We start from the raw sequence: 19859 nt of genomic DNA, 5'->3' as shown, positions 1-19859 counted from the left end.
CTCCTATCTCCTTCGGAATTCTAATATTTATATCAAGATTAACCTATCCTTAAACCTCTCTTACTATGCATGGTGGATACTAAACGCTAGGATAAAAAAACCCACTAAAAGTGGGTTTCTTAACTAAATTATGTCTTGTCCATTTACAGCTGGTTATAAAGAATAAATTACCTTAAATCAGTGCTTTAATTCCCTGATAGCTAAAATAAACACCAAATAGGATTAAAGATGCTCCCGAAATTACAGAGATTGCAATTAGGGTTTTTACATTTAATAACTTTCTAAAACCGGTGGTAAGGGCCGCAACAAGGATATCCCAGAAAGTTAGCCCGAGGAAGATCATACTGCTATATATCAAAAGTAACTCTGTTCCATTTGTCTGGGCCGTTTTTGCCAATACAGATCCATATATCCCCAACCAGAAGAGGATAGATAACGGACTAGAAATAGATAAGATAAACCCGGTCAAAAAACATTTAAACAATGAATCCTTTGCCCTTTGGTATGTTAATGAAATCGTATTTGCATTTTTAATGCTCTCAAATCCAGAATAAATAAGAATAAATCCTCCAAATAACCACAGAAAAATTTGTACAATAGGTATATCTAAAAATTGAACCATTCCCAAATAAACCATTAACATAAAAACTCCATCTGCCATCATCGAACCTACACCTACAATCCATGCATGCCAGAACCCATTCTTGATTCCTTTATCCAAACGTGCAGAATTTACCGGCCCGATAGGAGCTGCTAATGTAAAGCCTAAGATTATGTAACTTATTAAAATACCAACACTCAAATACATCACCTCTATCCGCTTAGGTCAACTTGTAAATTTTATGACAAGCAGTAGAAATACATGTCCAAAAATTTTATTTAAATAGACCTTAGAAAAAGAGGTTTCTTAGTTAAATATAAATAAGCAGAGCTATTCATAAGAATCACTCTGCTAATTTTTTTCTTTAGACTTGAAAAAGTTAACAATCACCTTGTTTATGAAGGTGTAGAGGTGGCGGAATTAACCAGCCTTTTTCTTTATTTAATCGAAGTACTTTCGCACCTAATGCTGCTTTTTGATTATGGAATTGTCCATACATCATCGCAACATCTTCTCTAATTGATTTACCAATCACCTGACTACATAATACGATACCTGCAGCAATATCCGCTGAAAGTGTAGCAGCAATTGCTGGATCTGGTACTCTTGCACCTACTGGAATGTCCTCTAAACAAGCTTCGGGCGGCTCTGGTGAAGCTGGTGGTAATCCAATACCATTTTCTTTTAGTAGTTCCTCCACCTGTTTTGTTTCCTGCTTGCCTAGATTGATCGCTTCAGCTAATAATTTTTTCAAATCATCGTCCCCAGCATGATTAATCAGGGTTTGATAACCTGAAATCATCGCATTTCCAACAAGTACTGAAGACCAGAGATCAAAAACCTCGCCGTAATGTAAAGGCTCTTCCTTTGGATTTCCACTTAAGATTCCCATTGTTGCCCTCCTTAAAATAGTTGAGATTTTATCCATGTACTGTGCACTCCTTTGTTAAGCACATGTTTAGGTTATCCATCACTTTATAATTTATTTATGACCTATTTTAAAATTTGCATTAACACTACTCTTGGGTTAATTACTAAAAAATGATATGATTAGTATCAGATACTAAAACTAGGTATAATAAATAAAGGAATAACATTCTTGATGTTCTTATGGAGGTAACTATGGAAGATTTAATTCAATTAGAAGGTAAAAATATTGTAGTTATGGGTGTGGCCAACGAAAGAAGTATTGCTTGGGGTGTTGCAGAATCCCTATATAAAGCTGGAGCAAAAGTAATTTATACATACCGTCTAGATCGTTCTCGCGAAAAGCTTGAAAGATTATTAGAAAAATACAATTATCCCGCAGAAATGATTGTTAGATGCGATGTGAACAGTGACGAAAGCATCACTCAAGCGTTTAATGAAATCGGTGAAAAAGTTGGAACAATTCACGGATTAGTTCACTCCGTTGCGTTTGCAAACGCAGATGACCTAAAAGGTGATTTTATTGATACATCCCGTGATGGATATGCATTTGCACAAGATACAAGTGCATATTCCTTAGTCGCTGCAGCCAAAGCAGCACGACCATATTTATCAGAAGATGCTTCAATCATCACGATGTCCTACTTAGGTGCTGTACGTGCATTGCCTGGATATAATGTAATGGGAGTTGCAAAAGCTGCACTTGAAGCGTGTGTAAGATACCTTACATTTGACCTTGGAAAAGATGGGATAAGAGTCAACGCAATTTCAGCTGGTCCCATTAGAACATTGGCTGCCAAAGGAGTACCAGGCTTTAATGATATTATGAAAATGATTGAAGAAAAAGCTCCATTAAAGAGGAACGTTACAAAAGAGGATGTTGGAAATATGTCCATTGCTATGCTAAGTAACCTTTCACGTGGAGTAACTGGTGAGGTTATTTATGTGGATTCAGGATATAATATCGTAGGTTAACATGAAATGCGCAAGGCGCTCGCACTTCGGATTATGACTTTGCCGGCAGTGCCTGAAGCCAGACAATAAAACGAGGGCGAACCATAATTATGGTTCGCCCTCTTTCCTTTAGAATTCTAAATCTACTCTTAACTCATCAACATACTCTCTCGAACCAGTTACGATTAAACGATCTCCTAGCAGAAGTTCTGTGTCACCATGTGGAACGATTGAGTCTTTACCTCTAAAAATACGCACAAAGATTACATCTCCAGTAAACGGGAAATTCCGTAACATTGTACCATCATAAAGACTATTGTTCATTTCGATCTGATACAAGGACTGCTCCTGGTTTGTCAAGATTGTCATGATACTTGGCGCCTCAATTAACGCACGGAGTAATGTATTGGTAGACATTAGTAATGAGAAGACATCTATATTAAGGTCTTTTAGCTCATCACCCAGCTCTCCTGATTCAATTCTTGCAATTACACGGTCTACTCCATTTTCCTTCGCGAATTTTGCAATTTCAGCATTCATTTCATCAGAACCCGACGTTACCACTAGAATATCTACATCAAATACATCGGAATCTTTTAATGTGTCTATCGAATAATCGGAGAGTTCAACAATATCAAACACTGAATCAGAATGTCTTTTATCTATTTTATCCTGCACAGTATGATATAAAGTTGTATCATATAGTTTCGAATTCAATTCTCGCGTTACTGGTAAGGTCATTTGGTTTGCACCAATAAACGCAACACGGATAACTGGTTCTTCGTCCACTTGTTTTGGAAAAAGCTTTTTAAATCCAATAGGTGAAACTATACTCGCAATTACTGCAACCAAGATTAATGCACCTGACATTCGGTCATCAATGATTCCCATCTTCTCCCCAACAGTTGCAGCAGCAATAACGAGGGATAACGTTGAAGTTAATAACGCACCTGCTCCTATCGTTGTTCTCCAATCATACCATCGCTTAATATAAAGAATCGGAAGCATTTTTGAAATGACTAATGCTAGAAATAACAAGGGAATGAGCAATAGAATCTTCGGATCTTGGAATAGTGCCCATAAATCAAGTTCTACCCCAATCATTACGAAAAAGATTGGAATTAAAAATCCATAACCAAATGAATCAAGCTTTTGGACCATTTCATGGTTGGGTGATAACAATGATACTAATACACCCGCTAAAAATGCTCCCAAAATATTTTCTGCACCAATTGTCTCTGAAAGGGCAACTAAAATCATAATTAACGCAAAAATGGCTCTTGTTCCAATTTGGATTGTTCCCTTTGACATCGTTTCTAGGAAGGAACGATTTTGGAACCTTTTTCCAACAAAATATAGGAGTATACCTGCACCGAACAAGATTAATAATAGCCACATATTGCTTTCTCCGCCACCATAAATCGAAGCAAAAACAGCAAGTAGAATCATTGTCACGAGGTCAGCCACAACTGCAACTAATAAAATAACCTGACCGATATTCGTTTTCATGATTTGGGCATCTTTGAGAGTTGGTACTACAACTCCTAATGATATAGTGGAAATGATTAATGTCATTAAAAATGCATTATCTGTAAACCCTGTCCACACAAATATGTATGATAATAGAAGTGATAAAATAAAAATTCCTGCAAAAACTATTACGGAAACTAAGAAAGTATTTGGAGCCTTTTTACCATTAGGAAGCTTTTGTCTCTTTTTCCCACCTGCAAAAGCAGTAAAGTCAATTTCAACTCCACTTAAAAACATTAAAAAAATAAATCCTAGTGTAGATAATGTTTCAAGCCACATATCTGGTTCGACGACATCGAAACCACTTTTTCCAATGATAATCCCCATGATAATTTCAGCTACAACGACAGGTATTGCCCGTAATTTAAACCTATGTAATAACAGTGGTGTCAAAAAGGCCACCACCATCACGATTACTAATGATGTTAATGAAGCACCATGTTCCATACTTTACCCCCTTGTGAATAGTATGTTTTAAACTAAATAACCCATAAAGAAAGTTGCTAATCCAAAATAAATTAAAATACTGATAATATCATTGATTGTGGTGATAAAAGGCCCTGACGCAACAGCCGGGTCAACCTTTAATCGATGCATAAGCAGTGGTACAAGTGCACCTGCAAGAGTCGCGACTATTAATGTAATTAAAATTGAAAAACCAACTAATAATCCAAGAAAGAAATCACCTTTCCACAAATAAACAACCAACATTATTACCGTTCCACAAACCGCACCAGTTATTACTCCTGTACCGGCTTCTCTCATGATCAATAGCCATTTATTTTCTTCCTCATCTTCACCAATCGCTATTCTCCGGACAGCAACAGCCAGGGCTTGTGTTCCGGTATTCCCCGCCATACCGGCAATTAAAGGAATAAAGACAGCTAATATAGCAACCTGATCAAGCGTGGCTTCAAATCGACCAATTAGGCTTGCCGTTAACATTCCAAGGAAAGATAAGATAATGAGCCACGGTAATCTCTTTTTCGCTGATGTTAAGATGTTTTTATCTGCTGAATCAACGTCTGAAATACCTGCAAGTTTTGAGTAATCATCAGAAGCTTCTTCATCCATAACATCGATAATATCATCTACTGTAATTATCCCCAATAAATGGTTTTGAAAGTCAACAACCGGAACAGCTAAGAAATTATAGTCTTTCATCCTCCGTGCAACTTCTTCCTGATCTTCACTAACAGACACGGAGACAACTCGGTCATTCATAATTTCACTAATCATTGTGTCATCATCAGTAACAAGTAAATCTCGAATTGAAATAACACCTACAAGGTGTTTTTCCTCGTCTATCACATAAATGTAATATATCGTTTCAGCACGAGGGGCTTCCTTTTTCAAAATATACATCGCTGATTTAACAGTTTGATTGGCATGTATCGCGATAAATTCGGTAGTCATAATACTACCCGCTGTGTATTCCTCATAATGAAGGAGCTGTTTAATCTCTCCTGCTGCTTCATCATCCATTATTGTTAAGTAGCTTGCGACCTGTTCTTTATCTAATTCATTTAATACGTCAACAGCATCGTCCGCATACATTTGAGAAAGCATATCTGCAACAAAGGTTGGTTCCATCTCTGATAGAAGTTCTTCATATTCATTCTCATCTATTTCAAGGTTTTCGAAAACCTCTGCCATTTCCTTAGGAGACAAAAAAAGATATACGCGCATTCTAGCATCTTTTGGTAATTTCGCATAGAATTTTGCTCTTTCATATGGATGTATATCTAAAAATACGGTCCGGAACTCGTCAATATTCTCATTTTCAAGAGCTGTAAGCAATTGATCATTTTCTAATTGCTGTTGCTCTTTTTCATTTACCTCTTGTTGTAACATGTAGTTCCCCCCTTACAACTGAAATAATAAAAAAAATTTACATACATTATCAGAAATGTAACATACGACCATTTACTTTTTGTGGCTATATGTATATCATTTTTTATTTAGTGATGTGCTATGTAAAGATTTGCAATCAACCAAAAATAAGCTAAGATAAAATTGGCTATATATGATAAAGTGGATATTGAATTATACCCTGTTTTCTATAATATAAAACTCGTGCCAGATTAGAAAGGATTTTTTTCTCCATGAATAAAGAAAATACTCCACAAAAAATTGATTATACATTGTTGTTTATTTTATTTCTAATGGCTATCGTTAGTGCCATTGCCATCCAAAGTGCACAGCCCTTTTTACCGGAAAAACTAAAAAATATCAATTTCGCTGCACAACAACTTCAATGGTATGTAATAGGAATTGTTGCGATTATTGGAACAATGGTTATAGATTTTGATCGATTTAAAATGATTTCCTGGTATTTATATGGATTCGGGATGGTGCTATTATTTGGTCTATTTGTTGAAAAATATGTTGTAGATATCCCTTTTGCTTCGAAAGTAAAGGGAGCAACAAGTTGGTACAACTTTGGTTTTGCAAGCTTCCAGCCCTCTGAATTAATGAAAATATTTATGATCATTGTGCTAAGTAAAATTATTTCAGATCATCGTGAAAATTATCCGATTAACACAGTAAAGGACGATCTTCTACTTATTGGAAAGATTTTATTAGCCTCTGCTCCTCCGATTGGTTTTTTAGTGTTACAACCTGACATGGGAATGACCATGGTTTTTATGTCAATCATTGCTACAATGCTACTCGTTGCTGGAATTAAATGGAGAATTATTTTCGCAGCCGTATTTACAGCTGTTTTTACAGTATCTGTAGGGGTTTTTCTATACTTTAACTTTCCTGATTTTTTCTTTAAGTATATTATAGAAGACTATCAGATGAGTCGATTTTATGGCTGGCTTGCTCCTTTTGATACTGCGGGTAATGAGGGACATCAATTAGTTCGTTCCTTACTTGCAATCGGTTCTGGCCAATTACACGGCAAAGGGTTCCAGGAATCTGAGGTTACGATTCCAGAAGGTCACACCGATTTTATTTTCGCTGTAGTAGCAGAGCAATTCGGATTTGTTGGAACAAGTATTATTATTTCTTTATTCTTCTTATTAATCTATCGAATGATTCATATAGCATTAGAAAGCCATGACCCATTCGGCAGTTATCTATGTGCAGGTGTAATTGGAATGATCACCTTCCAAGTATTCCAAAACATTGGAATGACGGTTGGAATTCTACCAATCACAGGGCTTCCGTTGCCGTTCATTAGTTACGGGGGGAGTTCCCTTGCAACCTATATGATTGCAATTGGGATTGTTCTAAATGTTCGTTCTAGAACAAAGAAATTCATGTTTGATTAACTTTAACTTAATGAAATAAAATCACGCCATTTTTCTTATAATAGTGAGAGTGGCGTGATTTTTTTTATGTTAATAACTAGAATCTAATATATACTGGCCAAAAGTGCAGAGAAGCGTTTATAGGAAGGTGTTTTAGGATGAAAATTGATGTTATTGGTGACATACATGGATGCTTTCAGGAATTTAAAGAATTAACAACAAAGCTAGGTTATTCCTGGGAAAGCGGGATTCCACTACATAATAGACGCAAATTAGCTTTTGTCGGTGATCTAACAGATCGTGGACCTCAGTCATTAAAAGTGATAAAAACAGTGTATCAGCTTGTTGTTCAAGAGAAGAAGGCATATTACGTGCCTGGTAACCACTGCAATAAACTGTATCGCTTTTTTATTGGGAATAAGGTTCAAACCACACATGGCTTGGAAACAACGGTTGCAGAATATGACGCATTATCCAAAAAGGAACAAGAGTCAATCCGTAATCAGTTTATTGAATTATACGACGCAGCCCCATGGTATGAGAGGTTAGATGGAGGAAAGCTAGTGATAGCTCACGCCGGAATTCGTGAGGATTACATCGGCCGCAATGATAAAAAAGTAAAAACCTTTGTATTATATGGAGATATTACGGGAAAGAACAACCCTGACGGAACCCCGGAAAGACGCGATTGGGCTAAGCATTATAAGGGATCTTCTTGGATAGTCTATGGGCACACACCTGTGAGAGAGCCAAGATGGGTGAATCATACCTTAAATATCGATACAGGTTGCGTGTTTGGAGGTAGTTTAACTGCTTTAAGGTATCCTGAAATGAAGACTGTAACTGTGCCTTCTACAATGCCTCTTGTTGAGGAGAAGTTTCGGGAGTTTGGGTAGGTGATGTTGGATTAAGGTTTGGAAACGAGCACGAAATGTGCGATACCTTTTTGGCTGGGTTCCTCGGCGATCGGGTACGATTCGATCGCTTACGTTACCCTTTTTGTTGTGGTTTCTCCGAGAACGAGTACGATTCGATCGCCTACGTTACCCTTTTGTCCGGGTTCCTCGACGATCGGGTACGATTCAATCGCTTGCGTTACCCTTCTATGTCGGTTTCTCCGAGAACGGGTACGATTCAATCGGTAACGTTACCCTTTTGTCCGGATCCCTTGACAATCGGCCTCGATTCAATCGCTTGCGTTACCACTTTGTTCGTATTTCTTTTAAAAACAGTACGCATCCTTCCTACACAAAAAGCGACCTCAAAAGGTCGCTTTTTCCAATAATCTTTTCATATCCTCGGGTAGTTCTGCCCGAAAGGATAACTCTTTCTTATCCATTGGATGCCAAAATGAAAGTTCCCTGCAATGGAGTGCTTGCCTGCGTATATCCGCTTTCTTCCCCCCATACAGATCATCTCCAACAATAGGATGACCAATATGAGATAGATGAACACGGATCTGATGGGTACGTCCCGTCTCTAGCTGCAACCACACATGCGTCCACTCACCAAACTCTTGAATAACTCGAAAATGAGTAACCGCCTTTTGTCCATCCTGCCGCACTTGACGCTCAATAATACTATCGTCCTTCCTACCGATTGGGGCATCAATCGACCCAGAATCCATATCCAATTTGCCGTGTACGATTGCTTCATATGCCCTTTTCAATCTTCCCGCCTTCTGTTGCTCAGATAATAGATGATGAATATGGCGGTGTTTAGCAACTACTAACAAACCTGATGTATCTCGATCAAGGCGATTAACTAAATGGACAGTCGTATTAAGACCTATAGACTGATAATAAAACAATAATGCATTGGCTAAACTGTCTGACCGATTTTCCCGTGAAGGGATTGATTGCTGATGTGGAGGTTTGTTCACTACCATTACATAAGGGTCCTCATACACAATCCGTAATGGTAGTTTATTAGGAAGTAATTCCATGCTCGCCTCTTCAGGTGGGAATACGACCTTCAAGACCTCACCTTCCGTTAAAAGGTGCCGAACTGTAACAGATGCTTCATTAATAAAGATACCGCCACCAGCAAACTTAATATCTGTAAGAGCTGTTTTCGAAATCTGCTGCTCCCTTAAAAACTCTCTAATTAATTTTCCCGTGTCCCGTGATGAGATTTTCCATTCTAATGTAAATTGAGCCACAATCCTTTTTTCCTTTCAAATTTGTCCATCCACGACTCGCTTCGACTATCGTTACTTTCTCTCCCTAGCTTACGATAAATTCATCATCGGTTTACTTTGTTCACCATGTTTCCTGTATCTCCTTTAGGAACACAGACTAACTAAGACACGTCCTTTGGCAATGTCTGTGTGTCCCACCTTGAGCCTTAGCACGTTCGTCGCTGAACACTCGCCTCCGAATTTCTGTCAATCCGAAATAAACGAATCACGAACTCTTTTCCAGAATGGGAAAGGTCGGAAGCGTGCAAAACGTACTTTTTCCGGAGCTACGCGGCATTGAATGGACTTGACATCCTTGTGTAAAAGGGTTAAATGGTCAATCGTGATATGAAAATCCACATCATTCACTGGTTTCATCACAATCGTATGGTGATTTGGTAAAATCAATGGCGAGCCAACAGTTCGGAATACCCGATTATTAATCGATGCCATTTCTGCAACCTGAATTGCCTCGATTGACGGATGTAATATAGCACCACCAAGCGCCTTATTATACGCAGTGCTTCCGGAAGGTGTGGAAATACACAACCCATCTCCACGAAATGTTTCAAAAAGCTGGCCCTTAATTTCAAGGTCCATTACGAGTGAGCCTTCCACACTTTTCACCGTACATTCATTCAATGCGAGATACCTTGACTCTCGCCCCCCATTAATATAACGAATATATACTTCAAGTAATGGATATTCAACCACTTGATAAGGGGTTTTTGCAATAGCAATCACGAGTTTTTCAATCTCTTCCGGAACCCAGTCGGCATAGAATCCAAGATGTCCAGTGTGTATGCCTACAAATGCTGTTTTATCTAAACGACTGCGGTAACGGTGAAAGGCATATAATAGTGTTCCATCTCCTCCGACAGTAACTACAATATCTGGTTGGTCCTCATCATAAGTAAGCCCGAAGTCCATTAAATACGTTTTAATCTTATGCATTAATGTATTCGAGTTCGAGTCACCCCTCGAAGTTACAGCAAATTTCATATTTTACACCCTATCTATTATGATTTTTCCCGCATTAACGGGCAGTAAAATTTTGTTTAAAACAACTTTAGTAGGCATGTAATCACTGCCCGTAAATGCCCGATAAAGTTAACGAAGACTAAGAACGCCACGTCCTGTGGCACCGTCTTCGTGACCCACATCATGTGGGCCTCAACTAACAATCAGAGGGGGCTGAAGCATCCCCCTCTGATTGAAGTTTCACTTTATCAGAGTCATTACCTTCAGCTTTTCTAGAAAATATAACTTGTGCTTCTTGAATTTCGCCACGGATCTTAGACATCTCCTCATCAAGCTGAAATGCAGCCTCTGCAGCACGTTGCAGTCGATTCTCAATCTCTTGCGGGAATCTGCCCTTATATTTGTAATTTAAGGAGTGTTCGATGGTTGCCCAAAAGTTCATTGCAAGTGTGCGTACTTGTATTTCTACAAGAATCTTCTTTTCTCCATTAATAGTTTGCACTGGGTATTTGATTACAAGATGATAGGAACGATAACCACTTTCTTTCTTTTGGGAGATATAGTCTCGTTCTTCAATGATTTCAAAATCTTTTCGCATCTTTAAAATTTCAACGACCCTTTTAATATCGTCCACAAATTGGCACATCATTCTTAGACCTGCAATGTCTTGCATCTCTTCTTCAATATTATCGAGTGATATATTTTTCTTAGCAGCTTTATCTAGAATACTAGGGATTGGCTTTACTCTTCCTGTTACAAATTCTATTGGGGAATGGGTCCCTTGCATTTCGAATTGAGTTCTCATTCCTTTTAGCTTAACCTTTAGTTCATCAACAGCTTGCTTATATGGAGCCAAAAAAAGATCCCAGTCTTTACTCATAATAGCCCCCCCTGTTTTTCTAAGCTATAACAATCAAAATGTTTTTTCAACAAGCTCGACCATTTCATTTCCATAGTTGGTGTTACCTTCAATGTTTTGTAACAGGTATTCCAATTCAGGGATGATATCGATAAGTTCGAGTTCATTCTCTTCAAGGTGTAAAATAACTTTTTGTTTTTCTGATATAACATTTTTAAGGGACGGCCATATTGATGATGGCAAGCTCACATATATAAATTCTTTTTCATTTTCAAGTTTGTAGATAAATGCTAACGAGTCAGAATCCACAAGCATTTGTCCACTAGACTGTAAACCAGTTGTGTCAAAATTTGGTTTTTCCGCAATTAGCTCTAATTGGTTGTTAGAGGTTTTCATTTCACTAATCTCAATACGTTTCTGCATTAGTAAGCTCCTTTTTCTCTTTTCAAAATCCAAACTTATTTTATCATATGTACAGCCATTCTTTAAAGAATTGCTATCCAAATCCTAAAAAAGATACACCATAATGATATAATAAAAAAAACTAATACAAAGGACAGGTTGAAATTATGTCACAAGAGCTTGAAATTGAGTTTAAAAATATTCTAGAGGAAGTTGAATACCGTCAATTGTTAACTGCATTCTCAATTAGTGAGGACAGAAAAATAATCCAAGAAAATTTTTATTTTGATACCCCTGAATTTTCATTAAAGGGTGTGGGGGCTGCCCTCCGTATTCGTAAAAAGAATGGAATATGTACTCTTACATTAAAACAGCCTGTTAAACGTGGTTTGCTTGAGACACATCAAGTACTAAGCAAGGAAGAAGCCGAGCAAATGCTTAATGGTGGAAACATCATTGAAGGCGAAGTCACGTCTATCATAAAAGGATTATCAATCGAACCTCTGGACGTTCTTTTTTTTGGCTCCCTTAAAACGAAACGAGCAGAAGTCGAATACAAAAATGGTTTACTTGTGCTGGATAAGAGTTACTATTTAAATAAAATTGATTTCGAGGTAGAATATGAAGTAACTGATGAAGTTAGCGGAAAAGTAGTATTTAAAGAGTTACTCGAACAATACAAGATCCCTATTCGGAAAACAGACAATAAAATTCTGAGGTTTTATAATCGAAAGAAACAAATTCTACTAGGAGAGGAACTCACTTGAAAATAGATTTTAAAGTAATGATGGAGCTTCAGGCTTTGCGTAACGTTTCGACATCCGATACACCGACTACTAGTAATGATGGTTCCTTATTTAAGGACATGATGTTACAGCTTATGTCTAATGCAACTAGTTCATCAACTGAAAGTATACGATCGAAGGTTAATCCTTCATCTTTAAATATCAATAATCATTATCTGCCTCTTACAATTTCGAACCCTGGACCTACGTCTATTCCGAACTCTTTTGATGAAATGATACAGAATGCGGCACAAAAATACAATGTGGATGCACGATTAATAAGCTCTGTGATTAAGCATGAGTCTAATTTTAATCCAAATGCGAAAAGCCATGCTGGAGCTACTGGCCTCATGCAATTGATGCCCGCAACAGCGAGAGGTCTAGGGGTAACCAACCTAACTGATCCTATGCAAAATATTGAAGGGGGTACAAAATATCTCCGAAATATGCTAGACCGTTATAATGGAAATGTTTCACTTGCCCTTGCAGCCTATAATGCAGGACCAGGTAATGTTGATAAGTATGGGGGAATTCCGCCATTTAAAGAAACACAAAACTATGTTAGAAAAGTAACAGAAACCTATATTGGATAAACATTGTTCTCCTGGACTAAAACAGGAGAACTTTTATTTTATAAGCGATTTAAACACTATTCCATAAATTTCATTCGCTCGAAAGTGCGCTTTATTTGAGTTAAATCTCATCCATTGATAAAATGTTAGTACACTTAACATATGATAGAAACTCCTTACGAGTAGAAAGGGGTAAGGTCTTGAAACATTCTGAAAATATGGGCTTCAATCAAACATCTAGCAATCGTCCGTTAGAGATCTATATGTTTATTGATCCATTGTGTCCTGATTGTTGGGCACTTGAGCCCATTTTAAAAAAGCTAACAATTGAATATGGAAAGTATTTTACAATTCGCCATATTTTAAGTGGCCGCCTTGCTTCCTTAAATATACAAAAGAAAAATAAACCTGCAGACATGGCTCAGGTTTGGGAGCGCACTGCTAGTAGGTCAGGAATGTCTTGTGATGGTAGTTTATGGCTTGAAAATCCGATTTCAGCTCCACATTCTGTATCGATTGCGATTAAAGCGGCTGAGCTGCAAGGAAAAAGAGCTGGTATACGTTTTTTACGAAAACTCCAGGAAAATCTCTTCCTTGAAAAACGTGACATTTCTGATATAGATGTATTAATGTCTTGCGCAGATGAAGTCGGACTTGATGTAAATGAATTTAAGAATGATCTTCATTCATCAAGTGCTGCCAAAGCATTCCAATGTGACTTGAAGATCACATCTGAAATGGAAGTGGATGAAATCCCTACTCTCGTTTTCTTTAATGAAAACATTGAAGAAGAAGGTTTGAAAATTACGGGGTGTTATCCATATGAAATGTACGTCCATATCATTTACGATATGCTTGGTGAAAAAATCGAACCAACCCCAGCACCTCCATTAGAAGATTTCTTGAAATACTTTAAATTTGTTGCTTCAAAAGAAATTTCAGTTTTATACGACTTGCCTATACCAGAGGTCGAACGGGAAATGAAAAAGCTTATCCTTAAGCAGAAAGTAGAGCAAGTTCCTGTTAAGTACGGAACCTTCTGGAGATATATTGACTAAACGTTCAAGCGACTGTAAGAGGAGCATTGCCTAACAACAGCCACGTCCTGTGGCAAATGTCGATGTCAACACATCGAAAAGCTTTGCACTTTCTTCGCGTGTGAATATGCTCCTAAAGTTTCTTGTCCTGTGTAAGTACAACAAGCATAAGGCGAGAAGATTGTTCTTTGACCTTCTTGTTTGATTGGCTAGTGACCTTGAGGGGCTAGGCGGTGGAACAAGATTATTGAATAACAAAAAAGACTTGGTCGTTTGACCAAGTCTTTTTTTCTATTTCAATAAAGGGGATGGGAGAAATCTCACTTCAAACAAAGGGGTGTTGTTTGTGTGATTACTTCTTGAATACATAATAGCAAGATTGATAACCATTTTCAACTATTTGTACATTTTTTCACAAAGTTGTCAAATTCCCTATTCTTAAAACGCATGCTTGGACATAGATATTTAAATAGATACTTACATTCACTTGTAAGGAGGGCGTGTCTATGAGGAAAATTGGGCTGATTATCGGGGTGGTTATGATTATCCTCACCTTTGGACTAAACATATTAGGATTGATGAAATTAATTCCCCTTTACATTACGACCCCTCTTTTATTTCTATCATTACTCGTGACACTTGTTATTTATAATCACCGAAATCGATTTAGGGGTTTTCATTAATTTTGCAAATAAGAGGGCATCCAATAATGGATGCCCTTCCTCTTTATTGTCTAGCTCCAGGCCCATCAGCTCGAATCATAAGCCGATCAGCTGAACCTTTCGCATTACTTATTGCTTTTCTAATAATTTTTCCATTTCAGTTAGGGTTGCTTCGAATACTTTACATGCTTCTTTAATCGGCTCCGCTGAATTCATGTCTACACCTGCATTTTTAAGTACCTCAATAGGATAATTGGAGCTTCCCGCTTTAAGGAAATTGTTAATATATCGTTCAACAGCAGGGTTACCCTCTTCTAGGATTTGCTTGCTTAAAGCTGTTGCAGCACTATAGCCTGTTGCATACTGATATACGTAATAGTTATAGTAGAAATGCGGAATTCGAGACCACTCTAAGCCGATTTCCTCATCTACCACAATATTTGTACCAAAGTATTTCTTGTTTAACTCATAGTACATTTCAGTAAACAGATCTGGTGTTAATGCTACTCCCTCTTGGGCTTTCATGTGAATCATATGTTCAAATTCTGCGAACATCGTCTGACGGAATACAGTTCCTCTAAAGCCTTCAAGCTGATGATTTAAAAGATATAATCTCTTTTGGTCATCGTCAATCGTTTTTAATAAGTAATCTCCTAACAGTGCCTCATTACAAGTAGACGCAACCTCTGCTACAAAGATCGAATAATTACCATATGTGTATGGTTGATTGTTTCTTGTGTAGTAACTGTGTACCGAGTGACCAAATTCATGAGCTAACGTGAACAGATTATTCACATTGTCCTGCCAGTTCATAAGGATATATGGATTTGTACCATATGCACCAGATGAATACGCTCCGCTTCGCTTTCCTTTGTTTTCTTGAACATCAACCCATCGATTATCAAAGCCCTCTTTTAGAACATTAATATAATCCTCACCTAGTGGAGCAAGCCCTTTAAGTATATAATCCTTTGCTTCCTCATAAGAAACTTCCATTTTTACGTCTTTGACTAATGGTGTGTAGAGGTCATACATATGCAACTCATCTACCCCTAACGCTTTTTTACGTAAGTCAACGTACCTATGTAAAAGAGGCAGATTTTCATTAATGGTATTTACTAGATTATCATATACCGTTTCTGGAATATTATTGCTGCTTAGGGCTGCTTCGCGGGCTGATTTATAATTACGAATTCGGGCATTAAAATTATCCTTCTTTACAGTACCACTTAATGTGCTACCAAAGGTATTTTTAAATTTACCGTACGTATCATATACCGCTTTAAAAGCTTCTTCTCTCACACGTGGGTCTGAGCTTTCCAGGAATCGAATATAACGACCATGTGTGATTTCTACCTCTTCACCGTTCTCATCTTTAATAGTCGGGAACGTTAGGTCAGCATTATTTAGCATCCCAAATGTGTTGCTTGAAGAATCCATTACTTCATAAGCTTGTGCAAGCAAGGCTTCTTCTTTTGCAGATAATACATGTGGTCGTTCACGATTAATATCATTTAATGCATGCTCGTATACCTTCAACTCTTCTTTTTCCGCTAAAAAGGATTTTATTTTATCTTCATCGACTGATAATATTTCCGGCACGATAAATGCGAGCGCACTTCCTACCTGTGTATACAAATTAGTTGCACGATCATATAAACCTTGATAAAACGAATTTGATGTATCTTGGTCATTACGCATATGTGCATATGTATAGAGTTTTCCCATTCGTAAGGAAATTGCATCTTGATAAGCTAAGGCTTCATACAGCTGATCCGCAGATTCGCCGAGTTTTCCTTGGAATGCTTCAATTCCAGGGATCATCTCTTTTATTTCTTGAAATTCTTTTTCCCAATCTACGTCAGATGCAAAAATATCTTCTAATCTCCAAGTATCCTGTTCAGCAATCTCATTACGATTCGGGAGCTTCTTTACAGTTGATTGTTCAGCCATTTTATAAACCTCCTAATTCCTATTCTTTAAAATGTATTCGATATCCTATTGACTATCTCCTTTTTTATTAGAAAAAGTTTAAGTTTTTTGAATTCAGTCATCCACCAATATTAGGTTTTACCATTCCAACTTCTTCATTCTTTCCAACACTTTCCAATCTTTTGGTAAGGGCTACATCCATATTATAGGCTTCCTCCAAATTAACGGGTATTTGGAATTCTCTTACTTTTTGATATTTTGTCTGTGTAAGTTTTTTTAGTTGCCCTGCTTTCACAAGCAAATCCAGGTATTCCTCCACAGCAAGAGAATATTGGGTATGAAAAATCAATGGTAGATGTCTGATTGTAATGTTATTTGAAGCAATTTGCTTCGATATCACCTCCATTGCCTTTGAAAAAAAGAATGTATCCCCTACTTGCAGTGGAAGCAATAAATCTAACACCGTCCACATTTGCCATATCATTGGTGGTGTATGGAACCAGTAGGCAGAGCGGACAGGCAAACCAGCTTCAGCTGGCAGGTGGGCTGGAGGTATTCGGTTTTGATAGAGAGATGATAATAATGATGCGATTTGATTAGATGAATAAACAGAGTAGCTTGCTCTCCATTTATACTTTTTTCTTACCCACAAACTTTGATAGGTAAACGTTGGTTGGTTGGGGGCTAGTAATTTTGGAAAGGTATGCACATTTTCTTTATGGAATTGAATGGTACAAAAGGTTTCACTAGTTGTAAAAGGTTGAAGGTTTGAGAGTTTTACAAAGGTAGAGGTATCTGGGCAATAATAAAGTATGCTAGGTTGGAATGGTTGATTGAAAGAGGTTGCAAAAAGCCATTGAAATGGTGAGAGTCGAACTGAGTAGGTTGACTGTCGTTTAAACCATTTTGCTCCTAAGATCCAAATTGGTACAATACCTTTGTTCCTATAAGAGTCTGATCTTTTCTTAAACAAAGGGTAATCAATTTGGGAGCACTGGTACTCGATTGCATACTGTTTGTCTTCTGTGGTCACTAAAAGGTCAGGGCGTTGCGAGATTTCATCTAAATAAGGCTCTAACTGGACCTTATATCCTTGTCCTTGAATCCAACAATAGAGCTGTCGTTTGCCTTCGAGATGGTACTCAGATTCCGGCTCAGTTTTAACACTGCATTCTGCTCCTCTTAGATGTGCGAAATGATGTGTTTTCTTCATTCCCGCTTTTAACAGAACCTTACTTTGACATGCCGGACAAAGAAAGCTTTCATTGCTACGAAGTTCAAGTAAATCAGAGCGCTTCCATTTTTCCACTAACGAAATATATTCACCATTTTCACGTAACGCAACAAACACTCACGTCATCTCCTTACTTCTAATTTACTGCTACTTAAAAATAGCACAGATAACCGTGCATGTACAATTACAAAATTTCGAATTTTTCACACAAAAAAGCCGATTCCAAAAAATGAAATCGACTTTTACTTATAGTGAGAAGTATTTAACCATCTCAGTTAATGCATTCTCATTAATTATCTTTTTACCATACTCTTCAATTCTATGAACAGAAAGTGCTGACTCATTCCCATACTCTAAGACTATGCTGAGCATATTCTCGAGTTCATCCTCTGTATAGAGTTCCTCATTAAATTCAATAAATAAATAGTACTTATTTTCAAACGAGTACAAGGAATTATTCAATCCATTTAGTTGAATCCGGTGTGCAAGAGAAATAACATCTTCAAAATCATTAAATCGAATTAGAAATTGGAAGTTTTCTTCCTCAAATTCCTCGACAAAATCATTTTCCTCATACTTAGAATGAAATTGCTGATCAAGTAAAGATTCAATCTTTTCGTCTACTGGAATCTTATCGTCACCAACAGGTAGTTCATATTTATTCCCATCTTTTGATAGTTGTGCGCGTGTTACAAGTACCTCTAACCCTTTTTCTAACGCCTGGACTTGGATCCATAGTGGACCATCTATCGTGAATTCTTCTTCTTGATGAATTTCATCCATCATTTCCCAGAAGAGCTCTTCGCTTCGTTCCCGGTTATACCATATTTCTTCACGTTCAAATCCGCGTTGCTCTATGTCATTATATGAAATGTAGAATTTAACAGTATGTTCGTTTATTCTTTCGATTTCCATTACAGAACCTCTCCCTTCTTGCTCAGATTTTGAAGGGACGTTATACCCCCGAGCCAGATGCTCTTTAAATGTGAGTTCAAAAGGAGGATGAAAAGGACCGAGAAGTTCGAGGCGGCGCATCTTTGAGTACCGGAACGTATGCAACTAATACGTGAGGAACAAAAAAAGCAAGCCAACGAAGAAATTCGATGTGTCATTTTCACCTGACTTTTTGAACAACCACTTTTATTCACTTTTCCCATTATGGCTGTAGAATAACCTATCTTAAAGAAAAAAGTCTATATCTTGTACTTTATTTTATGTTAAAAGATATGAGAATGGAAATAAAAAAGAGTAATTTGTAAAAAACAGTGATTTTGCCCGGTTTTCATTCAAATTTATTTTGAATGCGGTTAAGTTTTTCGGGATGTTACTGTTTTACGTACCATTATAATACGAAACACAAAAGAAAACGAGAAATATGTCCTAATAAATTTTAGAAAAGTACAAGGCGAGCAGCATTTGAATAGTGATGGCAGAAGGTGTTATTTATCTGCCGAAGCAACTGGCTTAGACCAAAGAGCCGAATGGCGCCTGTAGCTAGAAAAAAATAAAAAAACTTCTACAGGAGTAGAAGTTTCTTGTTGTTAGTTTACTAAGCGTTGTGCTTCTTTTAATTGGAAGGTACGAACTTTTCTTGGTAAAAATCTGCGAATTTCGTCCTCATTGTATCCAACCTGAAGTCTCTTCTCATCGATGATAATTGGTCGGCGAAGAAGACCAGGGTTTTCTTGAATTAATTTATATAAATCTTGAAGAGGCATTGTCTCAAGATTTACATTTAATTTTTGGAATACTTTAGAACGAGTTGAGATGATCTCATCTGTTCCATCTTCCGTCATACGTAAAATTTCTTTAATCTCTTCGATTGAAAGAGAATCAGAAATAATGTTTCTTTCTTGATATGGAATTTGATTTTCCTCTAACCATGACTTCGCTTTACGGCATGAAGTACAGCTTGGAGAAGTATAAAGAGTAACCATTAACTTA

Annotated in this window: 19 protein-coding genes; 7 read left to right on the top strand and 12 right to left on the bottom strand. The window is 37.3% G+C overall.

Annotated features, from left to right (window positions below; all coding sequences use genetic code 11):
* Nucleotides 1-172: 172 nt before the first annotated feature.
* Both AC6CHV_RS20640 and AC6CHV_RS20635 read right to left on the bottom strand, forming a co-directional pair.
* Nucleotides 173-802, bottom strand: coding sequence for a LysE family transporter (locus tag AC6CHV_RS20640; protein WP_341332317.1), 630 nt, complete (start codon nucleotides 800-802; stop codon nucleotides 173-175).
* A gap of 178 nt (nucleotides 803-980) precedes the next feature.
* The gene (locus tag AC6CHV_RS20635) at nucleotides 981-1493 is read right to left on the bottom strand and encodes a DUF3231 family protein (protein ID WP_341333560.1); all 513 of its coding nucleotides are present in this window, start codon (nucleotides 1491-1493) and stop codon (nucleotides 981-983) included.
* Between the two features lie 230 nt (nucleotides 1494-1723).
* On the opposite strand from AC6CHV_RS20635, the gene fabI reads away from it, so the two are divergent.
* Nucleotides 1724-2503 carry an enoyl-ACP reductase FabI gene (gene fabI, locus AC6CHV_RS20630; RefSeq protein WP_498079595.1) on the top strand — a complete coding sequence of 260 codons (780 nt, stop codon included), beginning with the start codon at nucleotides 1724-1726 and terminating at the stop codon, nucleotides 2501-2503.
* Nucleotides 2504-2611: 108 nt separating this feature from the next.
* Here fabI and AC6CHV_RS20625 read toward each other — a convergent pair whose 3' ends face one another.
* Together AC6CHV_RS20625 and mgtE are read right to left on the bottom strand one after the other, a co-directional pair.
* Nucleotides 2612-4459, bottom strand: coding sequence for a cation:proton antiporter domain-containing protein (locus tag AC6CHV_RS20625; protein ID WP_498079594.1), 1848 nt, complete (start codon nucleotides 4457-4459; stop codon nucleotides 2612-2614).
* 27 nt (nucleotides 4460-4486) lie between these two features.
* Nucleotides 4487-5866 carry a magnesium transporter gene (mgtE, locus tag AC6CHV_RS20620; protein WP_121445376.1) on the bottom strand — a complete coding sequence of 460 codons (1380 nt, stop codon included), beginning with the start codon at nucleotides 5864-5866 and terminating at the stop codon, nucleotides 4487-4489.
* 251 nt (nucleotides 5867-6117) lie between these two features.
* On the opposite strand from mgtE, the gene AC6CHV_RS20615 reads away from it, so the two are divergent.
* Nucleotides 6118-7293 (top strand): FtsW/RodA/SpoVE family cell cycle protein, encoded by a 1176-nt coding sequence (locus tag AC6CHV_RS20615; protein WP_121445377.1) that lies wholly within the window; start codon nucleotides 6118-6120, stop codon nucleotides 7291-7293.
* A gap of 137 nt (nucleotides 7294-7430) precedes the next feature.
* The gene (gene prpE / locus AC6CHV_RS20610) at nucleotides 7431-8168 is read left to right on the top strand and encodes a bis(5'-nucleosyl)-tetraphosphatase PrpE (protein ID WP_498079593.1); all 738 of its coding nucleotides are present in this window, start codon (nucleotides 7431-7433) and stop codon (nucleotides 8166-8168) included.
* 365 nt (nucleotides 8169-8533) lie between these two features.
* Here prpE and AC6CHV_RS20605 read toward each other — a convergent pair whose 3' ends face one another.
* The 4 genes from AC6CHV_RS20605 to AC6CHV_RS20590 form a co-directional block, all read right to left on the bottom strand.
* Nucleotides 8534-9433, bottom strand: a complete 900-nt coding sequence (locus AC6CHV_RS20605; RefSeq protein ID WP_498079592.1) for an RluA family pseudouridine synthase — start codon at nucleotides 9431-9433, stop codon at nucleotides 8534-8536.
* Between the two features lie 225 nt (nucleotides 9434-9658).
* Nucleotides 9659-10453, bottom strand: a complete 795-nt coding sequence (locus AC6CHV_RS20600) for an NAD kinase (RefSeq protein WP_121445380.1) — start codon at nucleotides 10451-10453, stop codon at nucleotides 9659-9661.
* Between the two features lie 175 nt (nucleotides 10454-10628).
* Nucleotides 10629-11312, bottom strand: coding sequence for a GTP diphosphokinase (gene yjbM / locus AC6CHV_RS20595; protein ID WP_498079591.1), 684 nt, complete (start codon nucleotides 11310-11312; stop codon nucleotides 10629-10631).
* A 33-nt stretch (nucleotides 11313-11345) separates the two neighbouring features.
* Nucleotides 11346-11714, bottom strand: coding sequence for a UPF0738 family protein (locus tag AC6CHV_RS20590; RefSeq protein WP_341332324.1), 369 nt, complete (start codon nucleotides 11712-11714; stop codon nucleotides 11346-11348).
* 146 nt (nucleotides 11715-11860) lie between these two features.
* Between AC6CHV_RS20590 and AC6CHV_RS20585 the strand changes: the two genes are divergently transcribed.
* From AC6CHV_RS20585 to AC6CHV_RS20570, 4 genes are all read left to right on the top strand, one after another.
* Nucleotides 11861-12460 carry a CYTH domain-containing protein gene (locus AC6CHV_RS20585; protein ID WP_498079590.1) on the top strand — a complete coding sequence of 200 codons (600 nt, stop codon included), beginning with the start codon at nucleotides 11861-11863 and terminating at the stop codon, nucleotides 12458-12460.
* Nucleotides 12457-13071 carry a transglycosylase SLT domain-containing protein gene (locus AC6CHV_RS20580; RefSeq protein WP_498079589.1) on the top strand — a complete coding sequence of 205 codons (615 nt, stop codon included), beginning with the start codon at nucleotides 12457-12459 and terminating at the stop codon, nucleotides 13069-13071. The genes AC6CHV_RS20585 and AC6CHV_RS20580 overlap by 4 nt, the downstream gene beginning before the upstream one ends.
* A 197-nt stretch (nucleotides 13072-13268) precedes the next feature.
* The gene (locus AC6CHV_RS20575; protein WP_498079610.1) at nucleotides 13269-14108 is read left to right on the top strand and encodes a DsbA family protein; all 840 of its coding nucleotides are present in this window, start codon (nucleotides 13269-13271) and stop codon (nucleotides 14106-14108) included.
* A gap of 485 nt (nucleotides 14109-14593) precedes the next feature.
* On the top strand, nucleotides 14594-14770 hold the full coding sequence (locus tag AC6CHV_RS20570; protein WP_245864076.1) for a hypothetical protein: 177 nt from the start codon (nucleotides 14594-14596) through the stop codon (nucleotides 14768-14770).
* A gap of 108 nt (nucleotides 14771-14878) precedes the next feature.
* Here the strand turns inward: AC6CHV_RS20570 and pepF are convergent, their stop codons facing one another.
* From pepF to spxA, 4 genes are all read right to left on the bottom strand, one after another.
* Nucleotides 14879-16702, bottom strand: a complete 1824-nt coding sequence (gene pepF / locus AC6CHV_RS20565; RefSeq protein ID WP_498079588.1) for an oligoendopeptidase F — start codon at nucleotides 16700-16702, stop codon at nucleotides 14879-14881.
* Between the two features lie 97 nt (nucleotides 16703-16799).
* Nucleotides 16800-18032 carry a competence protein CoiA family protein gene (locus AC6CHV_RS20560; RefSeq protein WP_498079587.1) on the bottom strand — a complete coding sequence of 411 codons (1233 nt, stop codon included), beginning with the start codon at nucleotides 18030-18032 and terminating at the stop codon, nucleotides 16800-16802.
* A 129-nt stretch (nucleotides 18033-18161) separates the two neighbouring features.
* Nucleotides 18162-18830: an adaptor protein MecA gene (gene mecA / locus AC6CHV_RS20555; protein ID WP_341332329.1), complete on the bottom strand. Its 669-nt coding sequence runs from the start codon at nucleotides 18828-18830 to the stop codon at nucleotides 18162-18164.
* Nucleotides 18831-19456: 626 nt separating this feature from the next.
* Nucleotides 19457-19852 carry a transcriptional regulator SpxA gene (gene spxA, locus AC6CHV_RS20550; protein ID WP_099354197.1) on the bottom strand — a complete coding sequence of 132 codons (396 nt, stop codon included), beginning with the start codon at nucleotides 19850-19852 and terminating at the stop codon, nucleotides 19457-19459.
* Nucleotides 19853-19859: the final 7 nt, after the last annotated feature.

The sequence above is a fragment of the Ferdinandcohnia sp. GQ5 genome (assembly GCF_059759275.1).
This window is presented reverse-complemented; position numbering and strand designations above follow the sequence as displayed.